Origin of the sequence: Micromonospora sp. NPDC049044, assembly GCF_040649215.1 — a bacterium.
In the GTDB taxonomy this organism is placed as follows: Bacteria; Actinomycetota; Actinomycetes; order Mycobacteriales; family Micromonosporaceae; genus Micromonospora.
This window is the reverse complement of record NZ_JBEZFA010000002.1, coordinates 76,992-94,107: the sequence shown is the minus strand read 5'-3', so window position 1 is coordinate 94,107 and position 17,116 is coordinate 76,992. Positions and strand designations below refer to the sequence as shown.

Annotated in this window: 15 protein-coding genes; 9 read left to right on the top strand and 6 right to left on the bottom strand. The window is 69.7% G+C overall.

Translation table 11 applies throughout. The features are described 5' to 3' along the window. Nucleotides 1–243 precede the first annotated feature (243 nt). A complete protein-coding gene (locus AB0B85_RS02000; protein ID WP_357402548.1) occupies nucleotides 244–1,650 on the top strand; it encodes a glycoside hydrolase family 6 protein in 1,407 nt (468 codons plus the stop codon). Between the two features lie 135 nt (nucleotides 1,651–1,785). Here AB0B85_RS02000 and AB0B85_RS01995 read toward each other — a convergent pair whose 3' ends face one another. Continuing rightward, complete coding sequence (locus AB0B85_RS01995) at nucleotides 1,786–3,006, bottom strand: MFS transporter (RefSeq protein ID WP_357402546.1); 1,221 nt, start codon at nucleotides 3,004–3,006, stop codon at nucleotides 1,786–1,788. 268 nt (nucleotides 3,007–3,274) lie between these two features. Here AB0B85_RS01995 and AB0B85_RS01990 point away from each other — a divergent pair, with 268 nt between their 5' ends. Beyond that, nucleotides 3,275–3,919 (top strand): CGNR zinc finger domain-containing protein, encoded by a 645-nt coding sequence (locus AB0B85_RS01990; RefSeq protein WP_357402544.1) that lies wholly within the window; start codon nucleotides 3,275–3,277, stop codon nucleotides 3,917–3,919. A gap of 110 nt (nucleotides 3,920–4,029) precedes the next feature. Here the strand turns inward: AB0B85_RS01990 and AB0B85_RS01985 are convergent, their stop codons facing one another. Genes AB0B85_RS01985 through AB0B85_RS01975 form a run of 3 tightly spaced genes read right to left on the bottom strand, consistent with a single transcriptional unit; the run spans nucleotide 4,030 to nucleotide 6,586 of the window. Then, nucleotides 4,030–4,776: a glucose 1-dehydrogenase gene (locus AB0B85_RS01985; protein ID WP_357402542.1), complete on the bottom strand. Its 747-nt coding sequence runs from the start codon at nucleotides 4,774–4,776 to the stop codon at nucleotides 4,030–4,032. Next, nucleotides 4,773–5,753 (bottom strand): alpha/beta fold hydrolase, encoded by a 981-nt coding sequence (locus tag AB0B85_RS01980; RefSeq protein ID WP_357402540.1) that lies wholly within the window; start codon nucleotides 5,751–5,753, stop codon nucleotides 4,773–4,775. Before AB0B85_RS01980 ends, AB0B85_RS01985 begins: the two co-directional genes overlap by 4 nt. Then, a complete protein-coding gene (locus tag AB0B85_RS01975; RefSeq protein ID WP_357402538.1) occupies nucleotides 5,750–6,586 on the bottom strand; it encodes a zinc-binding dehydrogenase in 837 nt (278 codons plus the stop codon). The genes AB0B85_RS01980 and AB0B85_RS01975 overlap by 4 nt, the downstream gene beginning before the upstream one ends. A gap of 175 nt (nucleotides 6,587–6,761) precedes the next feature. Between AB0B85_RS01975 and AB0B85_RS01970 the strand changes: the two genes are divergently transcribed. Next, nucleotides 6,762–7,736 (top strand): LysR family transcriptional regulator, encoded by a 975-nt coding sequence (locus AB0B85_RS01970; protein ID WP_357402536.1) that lies wholly within the window; start codon nucleotides 6,762–6,764, stop codon nucleotides 7,734–7,736. Here the strand turns inward: AB0B85_RS01970 and AB0B85_RS01965 are convergent. Together AB0B85_RS01965 and AB0B85_RS01960 are read right to left on the bottom strand one after the other, a co-directional pair. Then, complete coding sequence (locus AB0B85_RS01965) at nucleotides 7,721–8,302, bottom strand: dihydrofolate reductase family protein (protein ID WP_357402534.1); 582 nt, start codon at nucleotides 8,300–8,302, stop codon at nucleotides 7,721–7,723. The genes AB0B85_RS01970 and AB0B85_RS01965 overlap by 16 nt on opposite strands. A gap of 65 nt (nucleotides 8,303–8,367) precedes the next feature. Next, nucleotides 8,368–9,207, bottom strand: a complete 840-nt coding sequence (locus AB0B85_RS01960) for a helix-turn-helix domain-containing protein (RefSeq protein WP_357402532.1) — start codon at nucleotides 9,205–9,207, stop codon at nucleotides 8,368–8,370. Nucleotides 9,208–9,385: 178 nt separating this feature from the next. Here AB0B85_RS01960 and AB0B85_RS01955 point away from each other — a divergent pair, with 178 nt between their 5' ends. Genes AB0B85_RS01955 through AB0B85_RS01930 form a run of 6 tightly spaced genes read left to right on the top strand, consistent with a single transcriptional unit; the run spans nucleotide 9,386 to nucleotide 17,100 of the window. Then, a complete protein-coding gene (locus tag AB0B85_RS01955) occupies nucleotides 9,386–10,222 on the top strand; it encodes an ABC transporter ATP-binding protein (RefSeq protein WP_357402530.1) in 837 nt (278 codons plus the stop codon). Beyond that, on the top strand, nucleotides 10,219–11,043 hold the full coding sequence (locus tag AB0B85_RS01950) for an ABC transporter permease (RefSeq protein ID WP_357402528.1): 825 nt from the start codon (nucleotides 10,219–10,221) through the stop codon (nucleotides 11,041–11,043). Before AB0B85_RS01955 ends, AB0B85_RS01950 begins: the two co-directional genes overlap by 4 nt. After that, a complete protein-coding gene (locus AB0B85_RS01945; protein ID WP_357402526.1) occupies nucleotides 11,022–12,182 on the top strand; it encodes a sensor histidine kinase in 1,161 nt (386 codons plus the stop codon). The genes AB0B85_RS01950 and AB0B85_RS01945 overlap by 22 nt, the downstream gene beginning before the upstream one ends. After that, nucleotides 12,179–12,796: a response regulator transcription factor gene (locus AB0B85_RS01940; RefSeq protein ID WP_357402524.1), complete on the top strand. Its 618-nt coding sequence runs from the start codon at nucleotides 12,179–12,181 to the stop codon at nucleotides 12,794–12,796. Before AB0B85_RS01945 ends, AB0B85_RS01940 begins: the two co-directional genes overlap by 4 nt. Before the next feature lie 57 nt (nucleotides 12,797–12,853). Next, the gene (locus AB0B85_RS01935; RefSeq protein ID WP_357402522.1) at nucleotides 12,854–13,558 is read left to right on the top strand and encodes a 4'-phosphopantetheinyl transferase superfamily protein; all 705 of its coding nucleotides are present in this window, start codon (nucleotides 12,854–12,856) and stop codon (nucleotides 13,556–13,558) included. Beyond that, nucleotides 13,555–17,100, top strand: a complete 3,546-nt coding sequence (locus AB0B85_RS01930) for an AMP-binding protein (RefSeq protein ID WP_357402520.1) — start codon at nucleotides 13,555–13,557, stop codon at nucleotides 17,098–17,100. Before AB0B85_RS01935 ends, AB0B85_RS01930 begins: the two co-directional genes overlap by 4 nt. The last annotated feature ends 16 nt before the right edge of the window (nucleotides 17,101–17,116 follow it).

Sequence of the window (17,116 nt, the reverse complement as noted above, 5' to 3'; positions counted from 1 at the left end):
GAAGCGGGACAACACACGTGGCGCGTAGAGCCCGGCGCTGACCGAGGTCGGCAGGGCGACCCAGTTGCCGTGGAGGCCGGCGAGCGCGCTGGCGCGGTGCGGTAGTGAGTTCGGAATATAAACAAGGGTCACTGCCTCAAGAACGAGTCCGGACACCTTGGCAGCGGGACGTGCCTCCGCTACCGTCCATGGGAACGCTCCCATGAATTCGGTAACATCTATGTGATCAGGAGGCAACACGTCGTGGCTATGTTTAGCTCGCTCCTCCGCAGATCGGTGGCCACCAGCGTGGCGGCCGTCGCGGGCGCCACCGCCATCGGCGTCTGTCTCGCCGTCGGCAGCGCCTCCGCCGGCACGCTGTCCGGATCGCTCTACCGCGACCCGAGTTCGGCCGTCGTCCGCTGGGTCGCCGCCAACCCCGGTGACTCGCGTGCCGCCGTCATCCGCGACAAGATCGCGAGTCAGCCGCAGGCCCGCTGGTTCGCCAACTTCAACCCCTCGACAGTGCAGTCCGAGGTCTCCGGGTTCATCGGCGCCGCCAACTCGGCACAGCAGATCCCGGTGCTGGCGGTGTACGAGATCACCAACCGGGACTGCGGCGGAGCCAGCGCCGGTGGGGCACCGGACCTCAACCAGTACCAGACCTGGGTGTCCAACTTCGCCAGAGGGCTGGGCAACCAGACCGTCATCATCATCCTGGAAACCGACTCGCTCGCCCTGCTGACGTGTCTGAACAGCAGCGAGATCAACGCGCGTAACCAGGCGATCTCGACGGCCACCCGGACCATCAAGTCGGCCAACCCCAACGCCAAGGTGTACCTGGACGCGGGCCACTCCACCTGGAACAGCGCGAATGAGACGGCCAACCGGCTCCGAGCGGCCGGAGTGCAGTACGCCGACGGCTTCTTCAGCAACGTGTCGAACTACAACTCCACCTCCAGCGAGGCGAACTTCGGCCGGGCGGTCATCTCCGCCCTCAACGGCATGGGCCTCTCGGGCAAGCGCCAGGTCATCGACACCAGCCGCAACGGTGGTGCCAGCGGCGACTGGTGCGGCGACGACAACACCGACCGGCGCATCGGGCAGTACCCGACGACCAACACCGGCGACAGCAACATCGACGCGTACCTCTGGGTGAAGCCGCCGGGGGAGGCTGACGGCTGCCGCTACACGGCCGGTTCGTTCCAGCCCGACCTGGCCTACAGCCTGGCCAACGGTGTGCCCAACCCGCCCACCACCGCGCCGCCGACGACCGCGCCGCCGACGACCGCGCCGCCGACGACCGCGCCGCCGACCACGGCGCCGCCCACGACGGCCCCGCCGACCACGGCCCCGCCGACCACCCCGCCGCCGACCGGTAACGGCTGCTCCGCGTCGGTGTCGGTCAACCAGTGGCCCGGCGGCTTCACCGCCAGCGTGACGGTCACCGCCGGCTCCGCAGACATCAACGGCTGGACCGCGACCCTCACGCTGCCCGGCGGCGCCGCTGTCACCAGCGTCTGGAACGCCCAGGCCAGTGGCAGCAGCGGCACCGTCCAATACACGAACGTGGGCTACAACGGACGCGTCGGCGCCGGGCAGTCGACCAACTTCGGCTTCCAGGGCACCGGCACCGGTCCGGGCACGACCGTCACCTGCGCGGCCAGCTGACCACACCCGATGCCAGGGCCCGGCGCGGAGGAGCATCCTCCACGCCGGGCCCTGCGGCACGGGCGCCCGGGGGTGTGCGCCGTGACGACGGCCGAGCTGTCGGCATCGTGAGTCACGCCTTTCGGGCCGTGGGACTCACGCACCGGCTGCGGAGTGTCCGACCGGCTGTGGATCGCGACCACGACTGACAGTCTCCTGGCCGACTCCCCTCCTGCGGGACAGCTCGTGGCAGGCGAGCAACGCGAACGCCGCGCCCGTCAGCAGGCCGGCGAACAACGGGATGACGCGTACCCCGGCCGTCGCCAGCAGGCCCGCGCCGATGAGCGAGCCGACGGCGAGGCCGACGTTGAACGCGACGCTGAGGCTTGCCGACGCCATGTCGGTGGTCGACGGGGTCACCTGCATGATGCGGTGCTGGATGCTTGCGATGAGCGAGCTGAACGACATCCCCGCCACGGCGAGCAACGGGATCGTCAGTACCTTGCTCGTGCCCACCCCGTAGAGGCCGAGCATCGCGGCGGTAATGAGCCCGAGCAGTGCCAGCACGACACCGAGCGGAAACCGGTCCAGGACCCGGCCCACCGCCCAGGTGCCGGCGACGCCGAACGAGCCCTGGACGAACAGCAGTATGCCGAGAGACGCCGCAGCGAACCCGCTGACGTCGAGGAGGAAGACGGTCATGTAGGTGAACGCGCCCATGGCGCCGGTGACCGCGAGGACGGTGGCGACAAGGATTACGACGAAGCGGTGCCGATCCGGCAGTGGGCCGGTGTCGGCAGCACTCTCCTGTGTTGTGACGTTCGGCAGCAGCAGGACCACCGCGATGCACGTGACGAAGCCGAGAACGGCCATCGCGAGAAACGCCGCCCGCCACCCGGCCTGCCCGCCCAGCCAGGTGCTCAGCGGTACGCCGAGGACCGGGCCGAGAGCGTTGCCGATCGACAGTCGGGCCACGATGCGGCCGCGGATGTTCGCGGGGAACATCGAGATCGCCACGGGGAACACCACCGCCCAGAAGATGCCGTTGGTGGTGGCGGAGACCAGCCGTGCGGCGAGCAACACCTCGTAGGAGGACGCGAAGGCCGACACCGCAGTCGCCGCGGCGAACACACCGAGCGAGCCGGCGAGCAGTGGGCGCCGGGGCACTCGCCGGGTGATCCGGGTCAGTGGAAGCGCCACAATCATGACCACCACGGCGTACCCGGTCACCAGCAGACCTGCCTCGGACCTGGTGCGTCCCAGGTCTGGCGCGATCAGCGTGAGCAACCCGATCGGAAGCACCTCGGTGGTGACGTAACAGAAGGTCGCGGCGGACAACGCGGCGAGGGCATACACCGCGCGTCGTTGGTGCGCCATTGGTTACCTCCCAGATTCTCGACAGGACGCAGCAAGAAGCCGCCACGCAAGCGGTACGCAGCCGACCCGCGATCAATGGCACGAGCCACACCGGAGTGATTCCTGCTAGCTGGGTTTTGAAGGTAGCATAGACGTGCCGTTATCTCTGCCCGTTGTCGTCGAGCGGGGGTGTATCACGGGTGGACACAGGCCACGGCGAACTTCGCCGGGCCCATCTGCTCGGCTCATAACCACCGTCTATGCCGATATAGCTGGTAGCATCCTGGGCATGCCGCTCGATGTCTCCCAGCTACCGTTGGTTGGCGGCCACCCCGCGCTCGACCTGGTCAACACACTCGAGCGAGGGGGTGGCTCGCCACACGACTTCCTGGGCGACAGCCCCGCTCTGCTGCGTTGGTCGGTCCGGGTGGGCGTGGTCAGCGACGCCGAGGCCGACCAGGTCGGCCGCGTCTGGCGCGACGAGCCCGCGGCGGCGCAGGCCGGTCTGGCCGCGGTGCGGGACGTGCGCGAAGGGCTGCATCTCGTGCTGCTCGCGACGATCGCGGACGGTGGGACGACGGGTGACCCTGTCGCGGCCGGCGCCGCGCTTGTCGCATTACATCAACGCTGGTCGGGCGCGGCCGCCCGAGCGAGCTTCGTGCTCGACTCGTCGCGGGTGCGGCTGACCTACGGCACGGTGCCGGCCATGATGGTGCCCGACCGGATCGCCGACGCCGCCCTCGACGTCATGCTGACCGCCGACCTGACCCGGGTGCGCCGCTGCCCGGTGGGCGAAGGTGGTTGTGGCTGGATGTTCCTGGACCAGAGTCGCAGCGGTTCCCGCAGATGGTGTCGCATGGCCGACTGCGGCAACGCGGTGAAGGCGCGACGCCTCACTGAACGTCGCCGTGCCGTCCGGGCAAACCGCGCGTAGGCAGTCGACGATGGCTGCGTCAGCGCAGCTCGTTGGTCGGGAAGGGGCACGATGATGAGGGCCGTGGGGGCTACGACGCCAACGAGGTACCGGCGTCGTAGCCGGATCGATCAGGCTGGCATGGCGGTCACCAGGCCTCCGTCGATGACCAGGTCCTGGCCGTTGATGTAGGACGCGTCAGCCGAGGCGAGGAACGCCACCGCGGTGGCGACCTCTTCCGGTCTGCCGAACCGGCCGGCTACCACTCGGCTGGTCACGGCCGCAGCCTCAGCCTCGCTCAACGCCGCTGCCGGATACATCGGCGTGTCGATGTACCCCGGGCTGATGGAGTTGACGCGGATGCCCCGCGGCCCCAGTTCCGCGGCGAGGGTGCGCGCCAGGTTGTGTGCTGCCGCCTTGGTCGCCGAGTACAGGGTGAGGACGCCGTTGCCCCGATGCAGGGTCCAGGAGGCATTGATGATGATCGAGCCACCGTCGGTAAGCAGCGGGAGCGCCTTCTGAATGGTGAAGAACACGCCTTTGAGGTTCACGCCGACGGCGTGGTCGAAGTCCGCCTCGGTGATGTCGGCGAAGGGCAGGAAGGTACCCACGCCGGCGTTGGCGAAGATGACATCCAGCCGGCCGTGCTGGGCTCTGATCGTGTCCATCAGCGCGTCCAGCCCGGCCAGCTCGGCGGCGTCGGCCGCCACGCCCAGCGCACGCGGGCCGAGCTCGGCGACAGCGGCTTCCACCCGCTGATGGGTACGGCCGGTGATGACCACGTGGGCGCCTTCGGCGATGAGGCGGTGCGCGGCGGCCAGTCCCATGCCGCTGGTGCCACCGGTGATCAGGGCGATCTTGTTGCTGAGACGGTTCATCTGAGTTCTCCGGACAGCCAGTCGGCGGTTGCGGCGAGCCAGTCGGGTTGGGCGCTGCCGAGCAGGTGGTCGCCGTGCGGTACGAGCAGGTATTCGCCTCGCGGGGCGAGGTGGGCCAGCGGTTCGCCGTTTGTCACGCCGGGGATGACGTCCTGGCCACCGTCCACCACCAGCAGTGGGACGGTGATGCGTGGTGCCAGCGTGGAGAGGTCGACCTGGCGGGCGAAATCGCGGGCCGCCTGGGCCCCGCCGGCTCGCCAACTGAGGAGGCCCTGCACGAAGGGCGGCAGGGCATCCCAGTCCAGGCGGAAAGGGCCGCTGACGGTGGCGGCGGCCGCGACGCGGGTTTCGTGGGCGGCGGTCTCCGCGACGTAGTAGCCGCCCAGGCTGAGCCCGATGAGCCCGACACGTGCGACGCCGAGCGCGTCGATGACCTGTGCGATCACCTGGTGGTAGTCGGGCCGGACCGTCGAGGTGGACGCGAGGGTGCCCTGCCCGGGGCCGTCCATCGCGAAGACCGCCATGCCCCTTCGCAGTAAGGCTGAGGTGACGGTGTGGAACTCCTCCTTGCTGGAGTCCATGCCGGGCACGACTATGACGGTGGTCGGCGTGTCGGCGGAGCCTCGCAGCCAACCGGTGAAGCCGGGCCCCTCGATCCGCCGGGCGTGCGGCTCCAGGAGAGCCAGCGCGCGGCCCATGGCGGCGTCGGCTTCGCTGGCGGCCAGCGCGTGCTCGGGATCCGGTGCCAGGGTGGCGAAGTGGAACCAGCGCGCCGCCACCTGGTAGTGCTCGCCTGCCGACACGGGCGAGGTCGCCTGTTCCGCGCGGGCGAGGTGCTGCCGTGCGGCGCGGATGAAGGCCTGACCCCAATCGTTGAGGGACGCCAGTTCGGCGGTGACGCGCCGGTACTCGTGTGGGTCCAGTCCGGCGCCGGTGGCGCGGGTCAGATTGGCGGCGGCGAACTCTGCGACGCTCATCGTGCTACTCCCGTCGTCAGGACAGCCTTGCCGCGAATTCGGCGTTCCCGCAGGTCGACCAGGACCTGGGCGGTCTGGCTCCAGTCGGCCACGCGGTCGATCTCCGGGTGCAGCCGCCCGCCGTCGACCAGACGCACCAGGGTGGCCAGGTCCCGGCCGTACGGCGCGCCGGCGTAGTGGAAATGCCGGATCGCCGCCCCTTCCGGGCCGGCGAAGAAGTCGAAGAAGTCGAGCGTCACCGGAGTGCGGCTGGCTTGACCGAACCAGATAAGCGTGCCTCCGGCGGCCAGTCGGGCAAGCGCGACCGGTAGCTGGGCGCCGCCGGTAGATTCCAGCACCAGGTCGAATGGCCCCTGCGCGTCGTCCACATCGTGTACGACAGTTGTCGCGCCCACTTCGCGTAACCGCTCACCACGCGCTGGCGTGGCGGTCACCACTGTGAGTTCCGCGCCCGCGGCGGCGGCCAGTTCGGTCAGGTAGTGACCCACCCCGCCGGAGGCGCCGGTCAGCAGTATCCGCTGGCCCGCCACGGCGCCGGCCGTTCGTAGCAACCGGAGGGCGGTGATCCCGGCCAGTGGCAGGGCGGCCGCCTGGACGGCGCTGATCTCGTCGGGCAGTACGGCAAGCGAGTGGGTGGGCACGGCCACGTACTCGGCCCAGCCGCCCATCGCCGGATGGCCCACCACCCGGGTGCCGATCGACGGGCCGGAACCGTCGGCCGCCGCCTGAACCACCAAGCCTGCGACGTCCTTGCCCGGAATGAGATCTGGACCCGGCTCTTCCAGCAGGAACGTCTCGCCCCGGTTCGGAGCGAACGCCTCAACCCTGATCAATGCCTCGTCCGCCGCCGGAACGGGCTGGGCATCCTGGGCAAACTCAACCGGACGGGCTGGATCTCCGGTGGGGACCAATCTCTTCATGCCGATCATGAAACCGGCGGTGGTGCCGCGCCCTCCAACAACATTCGAGATCGAGCGACAACCATCGGTTGTCAACTAAGGTGACGGCGTGGATCTTGACCTGGCTCAGGTTCGCGCGTTCGTGGTCGCGGCGGAGGAGTTGCACTTCGGCCGGGCGGCCGAGGAACTGTCGATCTCACAGCAGGCGCTGTCCAAACGAATCGCCCGCCTGGAATTCAGGCTTCGTATGCGGCTGTTCGAACGCGGCGGCCAGGGAGTGCGGCTCACCGAACCCGGGCAACGGTTTCTGGAACCGGCCAGGCGGGCGTTGGCCACCGGTGACCTGGCCGTGGCCGCGGTGCTGGATCTGCGCCGGCCGCTACGAGTCGATGTGTGGGGCCACCTGTACGCGCCGATGCGCACGCTGGCGCAGGTGGCGGCGCGTACCAGCGAGCTACGGCTGGAGTTGGGACACGGGCGCGACCTGCCGTCGGTGGCGGCCGCGCTGCTGCACGGCGAGATCGACGCCGCCTTCGGCCGCGTTCACCCGCCCCTGCCCGCCGGGCTGACCCACCGCCTCGTACGCCTGGAGCCGGTGGACGCGATCCTCAGCGCGGATCATCCGTTGGCGGCCGAGCCCGTGCTGCGGCCCGAGCAACTGGGTGACAGTGTGCTGTGGACACCGGGAGCGCTGAACCGGCTGGACTTCCTCCACAGTTTCGCCGAGCGTTTCGGCATCCGCGAGCACGCTGAGGGCGCCAACCTGGGGCTTGACCATTTTCTCGCCGACGTGGCTGCGGACCCGCGCCGCTTCTCTCTGCTGCCGGCGGACGTGCCGCTCCCCGATGATCCGAGGATCCGGCTGGTCCCGCTTGTGGAACCGACACCCCTCTACGCCTGGTCGCTGCTGTGGCGCACCGACGAGCATCCACTGCTGGGCGTCCTGATCAACGCCTACGTGGCGGAGGCCGGGAGCAATCGCTGGCTGGAGTACGACCCGAACCGCGACTGGTTGCCGGAACCCACCGGCACCTCCGCGACGTCTCCTCGCGTACCGGCTCAGGTTGGTCAACGGCGCACCTGATAGCGCAGGTGAAGCACCCGGTTGCCCTGGATCACCGCGTCCGGATCCGCCAACAGGTGCTGTGCGTCGACCGACCCGAAGTAGCGCTTGCCGGACCCGAACACGACGGGTACGACGTCCATGCGTACCTCGTCGATCAGGCCCGCGGCCAGCACCTGGCCGCCCACGTCGCCGGCGGCGACCTCGACGATGCGGTCACCCGCCAGCTGCTGCGCCGTGGCCATGGCTGCCTTGACGCCGGCGACGAAGTGGAACGGCGCCGCCGGGTCCCAGCCCGCCGGCGCCGGCCGGTGCGTCACGACGACCACGTGCTCGATTCCGCCCGGAGGCTTCCCGTCCCAGCCGTCGGTCATGTCGAAGACGTGCCGGCCGACGACCGTCACCCCGATCTGGTCCCAGTACGGCCGGGTGTAGTCGTACGAGGTCTGCGACACCTTCAGCGCACCGCTGTCGTCCAACGGGACGTCCCCACCGGACAACCAGTCGAACAGCGGTCCGGGGCTGTCGTTCACGTCCGCGACGAAGCCGTCCACCGACACCGAGCTGTACATGACCACCTTGCCCACGGAGCTCTCCTCTGATTTCGGGAACCCCAAATTAGCGTCTCGGGAGCTGTCCCTCTTGTAGGAAATCAATCCGCCGGCAGCGGCCAACCGTCCACCACGTGGCCGGGATGTTCGCGCTGGAACCGCCGCCGGACTTCGACGTAGCGGGTCGGCGTGAGCCCGGTGAACGCCCGGAACTCGTGGCCGAAGTGGGCCTGGTCGAAGTAACCCGCGGCACCGGCGAGCTCGCCCCAGTCGATCGGCCCGGCGAGGTCGATCGCGAACACGGTGGCGGTGAACCGGTAGGTGCGGGCCAGCCGCTTCGGCGTGACGCCGATCAGCTCCTTGAACCGCTGGGCCAGATGGGTGCTGCTGACACCGGCCGCCACACTCAGGCCGCCGATCGTCACGCCCCCGCTCGTCGCCGCGATGACGCTGCTCGTATGGCGGACCAACCCCAGGCCGGCGGTCGCCCGCAGCCGCCGCATCAGCTCCTCCTCGAGCAGTGTCAGCATCTCGTGTGGTCCGTCCGCCGAGGCCAGCCGCTCTCGCAGCTCAGCGACGGCGGGTCGGCCCCACACCTGCTCCACCGTCACCGGCCGGTCAGCCAGCTCGGCCGCGGGCATCGGCAGGAACGGCGCCAGTCCCCACGGTTTGACGTGCGCGCCGACGGACCGGGTCCGCCGGGGGTAGCCGAACTCCCACGCGCGGGTGGGCGTGGTGACCACGCAGCCGTCGGCGTACTCGGCCGCCTCGATGTCGGTGCCGGCACGGATGTGAAACGGTGCCCCGAGGTTGACGATGAGCAGCGCCGACGGCGCGGGCGGCAGCGTCAGCCGGGCGTACGGCGGCGGACCCTCCAGGTAGTACAGGTCGTCGATCAGCCCGTCCAGCGGCGGTCGCGGCACTCTGGACACGTACTGCACGCCCAGAGCATCGCAGACGTCATGAGCGTCCAGGAAGCACGTTGCCGAGTGCGGAGCCAGGTCACGGCCGATCGTCGCCCGATCAACGAGACCCGCGAGTGTCCACCGATCGGTGGACAGCCGCTGACGGCCGGGCGGTCGTTCCTCGGGAAGGTTGGCAACCGGCACTCTCGACGGTATGACAACCATCGAGGTGAGAGGCCTCCGGAAGACCTATCGGGGGCACGAGGTGGTCCGTGGCATCGATCTCACGGTCGACCGAGGGGAGGCCTTTGCGCTGCTCGGCCCGAACGGGGCGGGTAAGACCACGACTGTGGAGATACTCGAGGGACACCGCCGCCGCGACGCTGGCGACGTCCGGGTTCTCGGCGAGGACCCGGGCACTGCGGGGCGGACGTGGCGCTCGCGGATCGGGATCGTCCTGCAGGACGCCAACGATGCGGCCGACCTCACGGTCCGCGAGATGGTGCGGCACATTGCCGGGTTCTATCCCGATCCGCGACCGGCCGACGAGGTGATCGAGCTGGTTGGCCTCACCGAGAAGCGCGACAGCAGGATTCGAGCGCTCTCCGGCGGGCAGCGCCGCCGCGTCGACGTGGCGCTCGGCATCGTGGGACGCCCGGATCTGCTCTTCCTGGACGAGCCCACGACTGGCTTCGACCCGCAGGCGCGCCGGCAGTTCTGGGAGCTGGTGCGCGCGCTCGCCGCGGAGGGCACCACGATCCTGCTCACCACGCACTATCTCGAGGAGGCCGAGGCGTTGGCCGACCGGCTCGCGGTGCTCGCGGACGGCCAGATCGTCGCCGAGGGCACCCCGGCGACGCTGGGTGGGCGCGGTGCGGCCGGCGCCACAGTGCGGTGGCGCCACAACGGCGAGCCGCGCGTCGAGAAGGTCACTGATCCGACCGAGCTGATCCGCAAGCTGGTCGCCGAGGACGTCGACCTGAGCAGCCTCACGATCACCCGCCCCACCCTTGAGGACGTCTACCTGAACCTGATCGGAGCCACGAAATGACCATCGCCGCCCGGCCATCGACCGCCCTTCCTTCGCCGGTGCGGAACGGTCTGAGCCGGGGCCGTACCGAACTGCTCCTGTTCCTGCGCGACCGCACCGCCATGGTGTTCACGTTCGCGTTTCCTGCCATGATCCTGCTGCTGTTCGGGACCATCTTCGACAACGAGCAGGATCAGATCGGTGTCAGTGCGAGCCAGGTCTATGCGGCCAGCATGATCGCGTATGGCGTGCTGACAACCGCGTTCGTGACAATGGGCTCCGGTCTCGCCATGGACCGCGAGGACGGCACGCTCAAGCGCCTGCACGGCACGCCGATCCCGGCCGCCTCGTATCTGATCGGCAAGCTCGTGTTGGTCCTCGTGCTCAGCACCGCCGAGGTGATCGTGCTGGTCGGCGTGGGCGCGCTCGTCTTCGGCATGCCGATGCCCGACGCGTCGCACTGGGGCACGTTCGCCTGGCTCTTCCTGCTGTCGACCGCGTCGTGCGGCCTGCTCGGCGTGGCGGTGAGCGCGATGGTCAAGCAGGCCCGCACGGCGGGCACGATCCTCAATGTGCCGGTGGTGGCGTTGCAGTTCGTCTCCGGCGTGTTCATCCACCCCATCACAGAGCTGCCGCACTGGCTGATTGTGGTGGCCTCGTTCTTTCCCGTGAAATGGATGAGTCAAGGCTTCCGCTATGTCTTTCTGCCCGACGGCATGAAGGCGCTTGAGGCCGCTGGCCAGTGGGAGCTCGGCCGCACGGCGTTGGTGCTCGGCGCTTGGACTGTGATCGGATTGGTGCTATGCCTGGTGACCTTCCGGTGGGATCAGAGAGATCGCTGAGGGGTGGCGAGGCGCTTGCTGGCCACTCCCGCTGGTGGGACACCTACTTCGGGGTGGTGGCGGTGACGGTGGCCGCCGCGACCCTCGTGGTCGACGACCACCAGCCGTGGCGCCGCGGGCTGGCCACGGGTGCCATCGCCGCCATGGCCTTGCTGCACGTGACGGTCGGGCGGCGGCAGATCCGGCGCAACGTCGAGGACGGCGCGGTCCTGGCCGTCACGCTGACGTACCTCATGCTCTACGTCGTCGCAGTGGCGGCCGCACCCTTCACGAGCTGGCTGCTGTTCGCGGTCATCCCGCTCATCTTCCAGCTCGTGGACGTACGTGTCGGGATCGTACTGGCGATCCTCGCGAACCTGGTCACCCCCGCTGTCGACCTCGTCGAGGACCCGCACGCGGTGACCACCGACCTGCTGATCGCAGTCATCACGGGGGCAGCGAGCACCTGGGTCAGCTTCTGGATCGTCCGAGTGCTCCGGCAGCACGTGGAGCGCGGCATGCTCATCGACGAACTCGAGGCGAGCCGCGCCGAGGTGGCCCGACTCTCGCGCGACGCGGGGATCGCCACCGAGCGGGCCCGTCTCGCCAGCGAGATCCACGACACTCTCGCGCAGGGCTTCACGAGTATCGTCACGCTGCTGCAGGCGTACGACCCGCAGCTACGCGACGAGCGCCTGGCGCTGGCGGTGCACACCGCAAAGGAGAACCTGGCCGAGGCGAGAGCCCTGGTGGCGGCGCTCTCGCCCGCCGCGCTCGCGTCGGGATCGCTGCCCGACGCGGTGCACCGTCAGGCTGTCCGTTTCACCGAGGAGGCCGGGGTGCACGCCACAGTGCGAGTGACCGGGACGCCGCGGAAGCTGCCCACACCTGTCGAGGTCGTACTGCTGCGGGCCGCTCAGGAGGCGCTCACCAACGTGCGCCGGCACGCTCACGCCACCGAGGCACAGGTGGTGCTCGCGTACGGCGAGCGGGGCGTGCGCCTGGTCGTGCGCGACGACGGATGCGGCATCGCCGCAGACCGCGCCGACGGGTTCGGGCTCGCCGGCATGCGCTCACGCGTCGAGCAGGTGCGTGGCACTCTGACCGTTGACGGCGGACGACCGGGCGGCACTACCGTCGAGCTGGAGGTCCCCGCGTGATCCGCATCGTGCTCGTCGACGACCACCCGGTTGTGCGGCTCGGGTTGCGCGGCATGCTCGACGCCGAGGCGGACCTGACAGTGGTCGGCGAGGCGTCGTCGGGGCCGGAGGGCGTGGAGGTCGCCGCCGAGCAGCGCCCCGACATCGTGCTCATGGACCTACGCATGCCGGGCGGCGACGGAGTCGAGGCGACCGGCCGGATCCTCACGCGTGCTCCAGGCGTACGCGTGGTGGTGCTCACGACATACGAGTCGGACCGCGACATTCTGCGGGCGATCGAGGCCGGTGCCAGCGGTTATCTCCTCAAGGACGCCTCGCCAACGGAGCTGGCGGAGGCAATCCGGGCCGCTTCCCGTGGTGAGACGGTGCTCGCGCCGAGCGTCGCCTCCACGCTGGTGCGGCAGGTACGGCGCCCCGCACCGCCGGCCCTCTCAGCCCGCGAGACCGAGGTGCTGCGCCTTGTCGCGCGAGGGTTCACGAACGCCGACATCGGACGCGAGCTCCACATCAGTGAGGCCACAGTGAAGACGTACCTGCTGCGCGTCTTCAGTAAGCTGGACGTGGCCGACCGCACCGCCGCGGTCATCACGGCGCTGGGCCACGGCCTGATCTGAGGGCCCGGGATCCTGTTCCGCGCCGGTCTCGGTAAAGATCGTGTCGACGGACGGCCGGTGCGTAATCCACAATCGGCTGTGCTCGCGAAGATCCTGCCCGAGGGCGTAGCTGTCGCGGAGTTCCTGTGCGACCCGGCCGAGGCGCGCCCGTACCCGCAGGAGGAGGCGGCCATCGCTGGGGCGGTGCCGGAGCGCCGTCTGGAGTACGCCACCGTCCGGCACTGCGCCCGGCTTGCGCTCACCCAACTGGGTCTGCCACCCGTGGCCGTGCCGAGCGGCCCCGACCGGGCACCGATCTGGCCGGCAGGCATCGTGGGCAGCATGACGCACTGTGCCGGTTACCGGGCTGCGGCGCTGGCTCCGGCCACGATGCTGGACTCGATCGGGATCGATGCCGAGCCGCACGAGTCACTTCCCGACGGGCTCCTGCGCCTGATCGCGCGCCCCGACGAGTTGGCCTCGCTGGCAGCGCTGCGGTTGGCCCATGGTGAGGTGCATTGGGACCGGGTGACCTTCAGCGCCAAGGAGTCCATCTACAAGGCCTGGTATCCGCTGATGCGGCGCTGGCTCGGCTTCCAGGAAGCCAGCTTGCGCTTCGATCCGCCTACCGAGACCTTCACCGCGACAGTGCATCAGCCGGGAGTTGCTCTCGGAGGCGGTCCGCTGTCCATGCTTACCGGTCGCTGGCGGATCGTCCGAGGGATGCTACTGACCACCGTGGTTGTCGCACGACAAAACCACAGCTGTAGCGGCGATGCATGACAAGCAAAGTGGTATTGCCCGACCTGGGTGCCACTGCAAGCATGATCGACGTGGAGTTACCCTCCGGCGACTCACGGGCCGCTACCAGTTTCAACCTGGCTGCCAGCGCTGTCGAGGTCGTCTCCGCTGCCTGGGCCGACGTCCTTGACGACGACACGTACACGGCAGATGACGACTTCTTCGCCCTCGGTGGGGACTCGATCGCAGCGGCCGGGATCGCCCGTCGGGTAGGGGATGCCCTCGGGCTGCAGGTGCCGATCCTGGCGTTGCACCAGCGCCCGACGTTCAGCGCCTTCGTCGGCTATCTCGAGTCGTTGCGTGAACCGGCGGCAGTGCTGACGCCCCGCCCAGATCCGACAGTGCACCCCCTCGGGCCCGACCAGCAGCGGCTGTGGCTGCTGCACCAACTGCAGCCGACAGACCTGTCGTACAACGTGCCGATGATCCTCGAGCTGATCGGTGACCTCGATCGCTCCGCCCTGGCCGGCGCGTTGACGGCCATCGTCGGCCGGCACGAACCGCTGCGCAGCGTCGTGCTGGACGCTACTACCGTTCGTGTCCTGCCGCCCGCTCCGGTCCCGGTGCCCGTGGCGGCGGCAGCTGACGAGTCCGACGCGGACAGTCTGGCCACGGAGTTCCTCCGGCGCCCATTCGCGCTCGCCGCGCAACCGCCGTTCCGGGTGATGTTGATCGAACTTGAGGCGCAACGGCACTGGCTGGTGCTCTCGATGCACCACATCGCCACCGACGGTGATTCCCTCGCGATCATCCGGCACGAGTTGAGCCGCCTGTACAACGCTGCGGCCACCGCCGGGGAGGCGGACCTCCACCCGCTCACGGCGGGCTACGGCGACATTGCCGCGTGGCGGATCGGCCGGGACGATGACGGGCTGCCGGATCGGCTCGGGCGCCAGGTGGCGCGGCTCCGCGGCGCGCAGGGCCGACCGATCTCGCTGGAGCCGTCGGGCGAGGCTGGGGCGGTGACGAGCGCACGGCAGACCCGTTGGCTGGGGCCAGGTCTCACCGAGGCGGTACGCGTTCTCGCACACACCCGGCGGACCACTGTGTTCGTCACCCTGCTCGCCGCCTTCGCGGAGATCGCCGCCCGTTGGTCGGGCGGCGACGACGTCTGCGTCGGGTACCCGGTGAGTGTGCGCGAACCAACCGCCGCGCGCGAACTCGTCGGCTTCTTCATCACCACGCGGGTGCTCCGCGTCGACCTCGACGGTCGACCGTCCTTCGAATCGGTGGTGGACCAAACCCACGGCGCGTTCGTCGCCGCGGCCGCGGACGCCGTTCCGTTCGACGCGCTGGGCGAGGCGGTCGCCGCCGAGCGGGGTCACCGGGGCCCGCTGTTCCAGATCTGGTTCAACCACCTGGGGGACGCCGAGCGGCCGCCACAGCTGCACGGTTTGCGCACCTCGATCCGCGATGCGGCAGTCCCACCGGCCATTTTCGATCTCAACGTGTACGTGACCGAGCACGACGACGACATCCGGATCGACCTCGTCCACCAACTGCCGCGCTGCTCCACGGAGACCGCTTCGGAGCTACTCGACCAGTACACGACGGTGCTCGCCGCGGCGCTCGACGAACCGGTCGCGCCGTTACGTGCACACCGACCGGACACGCCCCGGTCCCTACGCCTACCCGACCCGACCGACGCACTGCTCATCCCCGCCGCACCGCATCTCGGCGTCCGTCTCGCCCGGGTCGCGCGGGCCAACCCGGATGGGGTGGCCATTCGCGACGCCGCTGGCGTGCACAGCTACGCCCAGCTGCGCGGCGAGGTTCGTGCGGCGGCCACGGCCCTCCACGATGCCGGCGTCCGGCCCGGGGACACCGTCGCCGTGTCCGCGGACCGGACCTGCGCCCTGGTGACCGCGATGCTCGCGGTCTGGGCGTCCGGCGGCCGGCTGCTGCTGCTGGACCCCAGCTACCCGGTAGCGCGTCTGGCGCGCTACGTCGCCAGGGGCGGGGCCCGCTGCCTGATCCGTACGGGGCCGAGCCGTCTCGATCTGAGCACTGAGGCACTCGTTGCCCTGCACCACGATGCTCCACCCGAGGTGCACCGAACATCGCCTGCCGGTGGCGGGCCAGCCAACGGGGCCTATCTCGCGTTCACCTCGGGGTCGACAGGCACTCCGTTGGGCGTCGTGGGGGACTTCGGCCCACTCGAACACTTCCTTCAGTGGTACGCCGCCGAGCACGAGATGACCGCGACCGACCGTTTCGCGCTGCTGGCCGGGGTCTCCCACGACCCCGTCTTCCGCGACGTCCTGTTGCCACTGTGGACCGGCGCCACACTGTGCGTTCCGGCACCTGACACCTACCGGTCACCAGACGAGCTCGCCGGATGGTTGCGGGAGGAGCGGGTGACAGTGGTCCACCTGACTCCACCGCTGGCCCGCCTCCTCGCCGATACCGGCGTCGAGTTGCCGGACGTACGCCTGCTCTGCCTGGCCGGGGACGCCGTGACGGCTGTCGACGTCGCGCAGCTCGCCCGCCTCGCCCCCGCTGCGGTGCTGCTCAACGGATACGGCACCACCGAGACTCCGCAGCTCGTCTCGCGGCACGTCCTCAAGGTCGGTGCCCCCGTCGCACTGGGGGCAACGGCTCCGGGCAGTCAGCTACTCGTGGTCGACCCAACCGGAGCCCGCTGCGGGATCGGCGAGCCCGGTGCGATAGTGGTCCGTAGCCGTCACCTCGCGGCCCTCCTGAGCGACCCGGACCGGGGTGCGGACGGCGAGAGCGGTCCGGAGCCCCTGGAGGCCAGAGACACCGACCGCCCGGCTGAGGAGGTGCCGGGCGTCGGACGCTTCGTCACTGGCGATGTCGGGCGGTACCGCACCGACGGCACCGTGGCGTACCTCGGACGTGCCGACGAGACGGTAAACGTCCGTGGATTTCGCGCAGCCACCGCCGAGACCGATGCCGAGCTTCTCGGCGATCACCGGGTGTCCGGTGCCGCGACCGTTGCGCACGACGGCCCTGACGGACCTGAGCTGGTCAGCTACGTGGTGGCCGAAGGTGCCACGCCGGTCGAGCTACGTTCCCGGCTGGCTCGGTCGCTGCCCGGGTACCTGCTGCCGACCAGGATCGTCATCGTCGACCGACTACCGCTGACCGTCAACGGCAAGGTTGACCGGGCCGCGCTACGGGAGAGACCACTGTCCGCACCGACCGAGGTGGGCCGGGTCAGTGCCACAGCGGACAACAGCATGGAGGACCGCCTGGCCAAGCTCTGGTCGATAGTGCTCGGGCAGGAACATGTTGACGTCACCGACAACTTCTTCGACCTCGGTGGCACCTCGCTGAGCATGCTGCGGCTGCACACCCTGATCCGACGCGAACTCCAACAGCCGATTCCGCTGCTGGCGCTGTACCAGAACCCCACGGTACGGGCGTTGGCCCGCAGCCTGACAGTGGATCCCGCGCCGGCCCCCGCGGCCGCGCAGGCTCGAGCTTCCCGCCAACGCGAGCAGGGAAAGCGCATCGCGGCGCGACGCAGCCACGCCGCGTACGAGCGCGAAACGCGGTGACCGTGCGAGTGAGAGC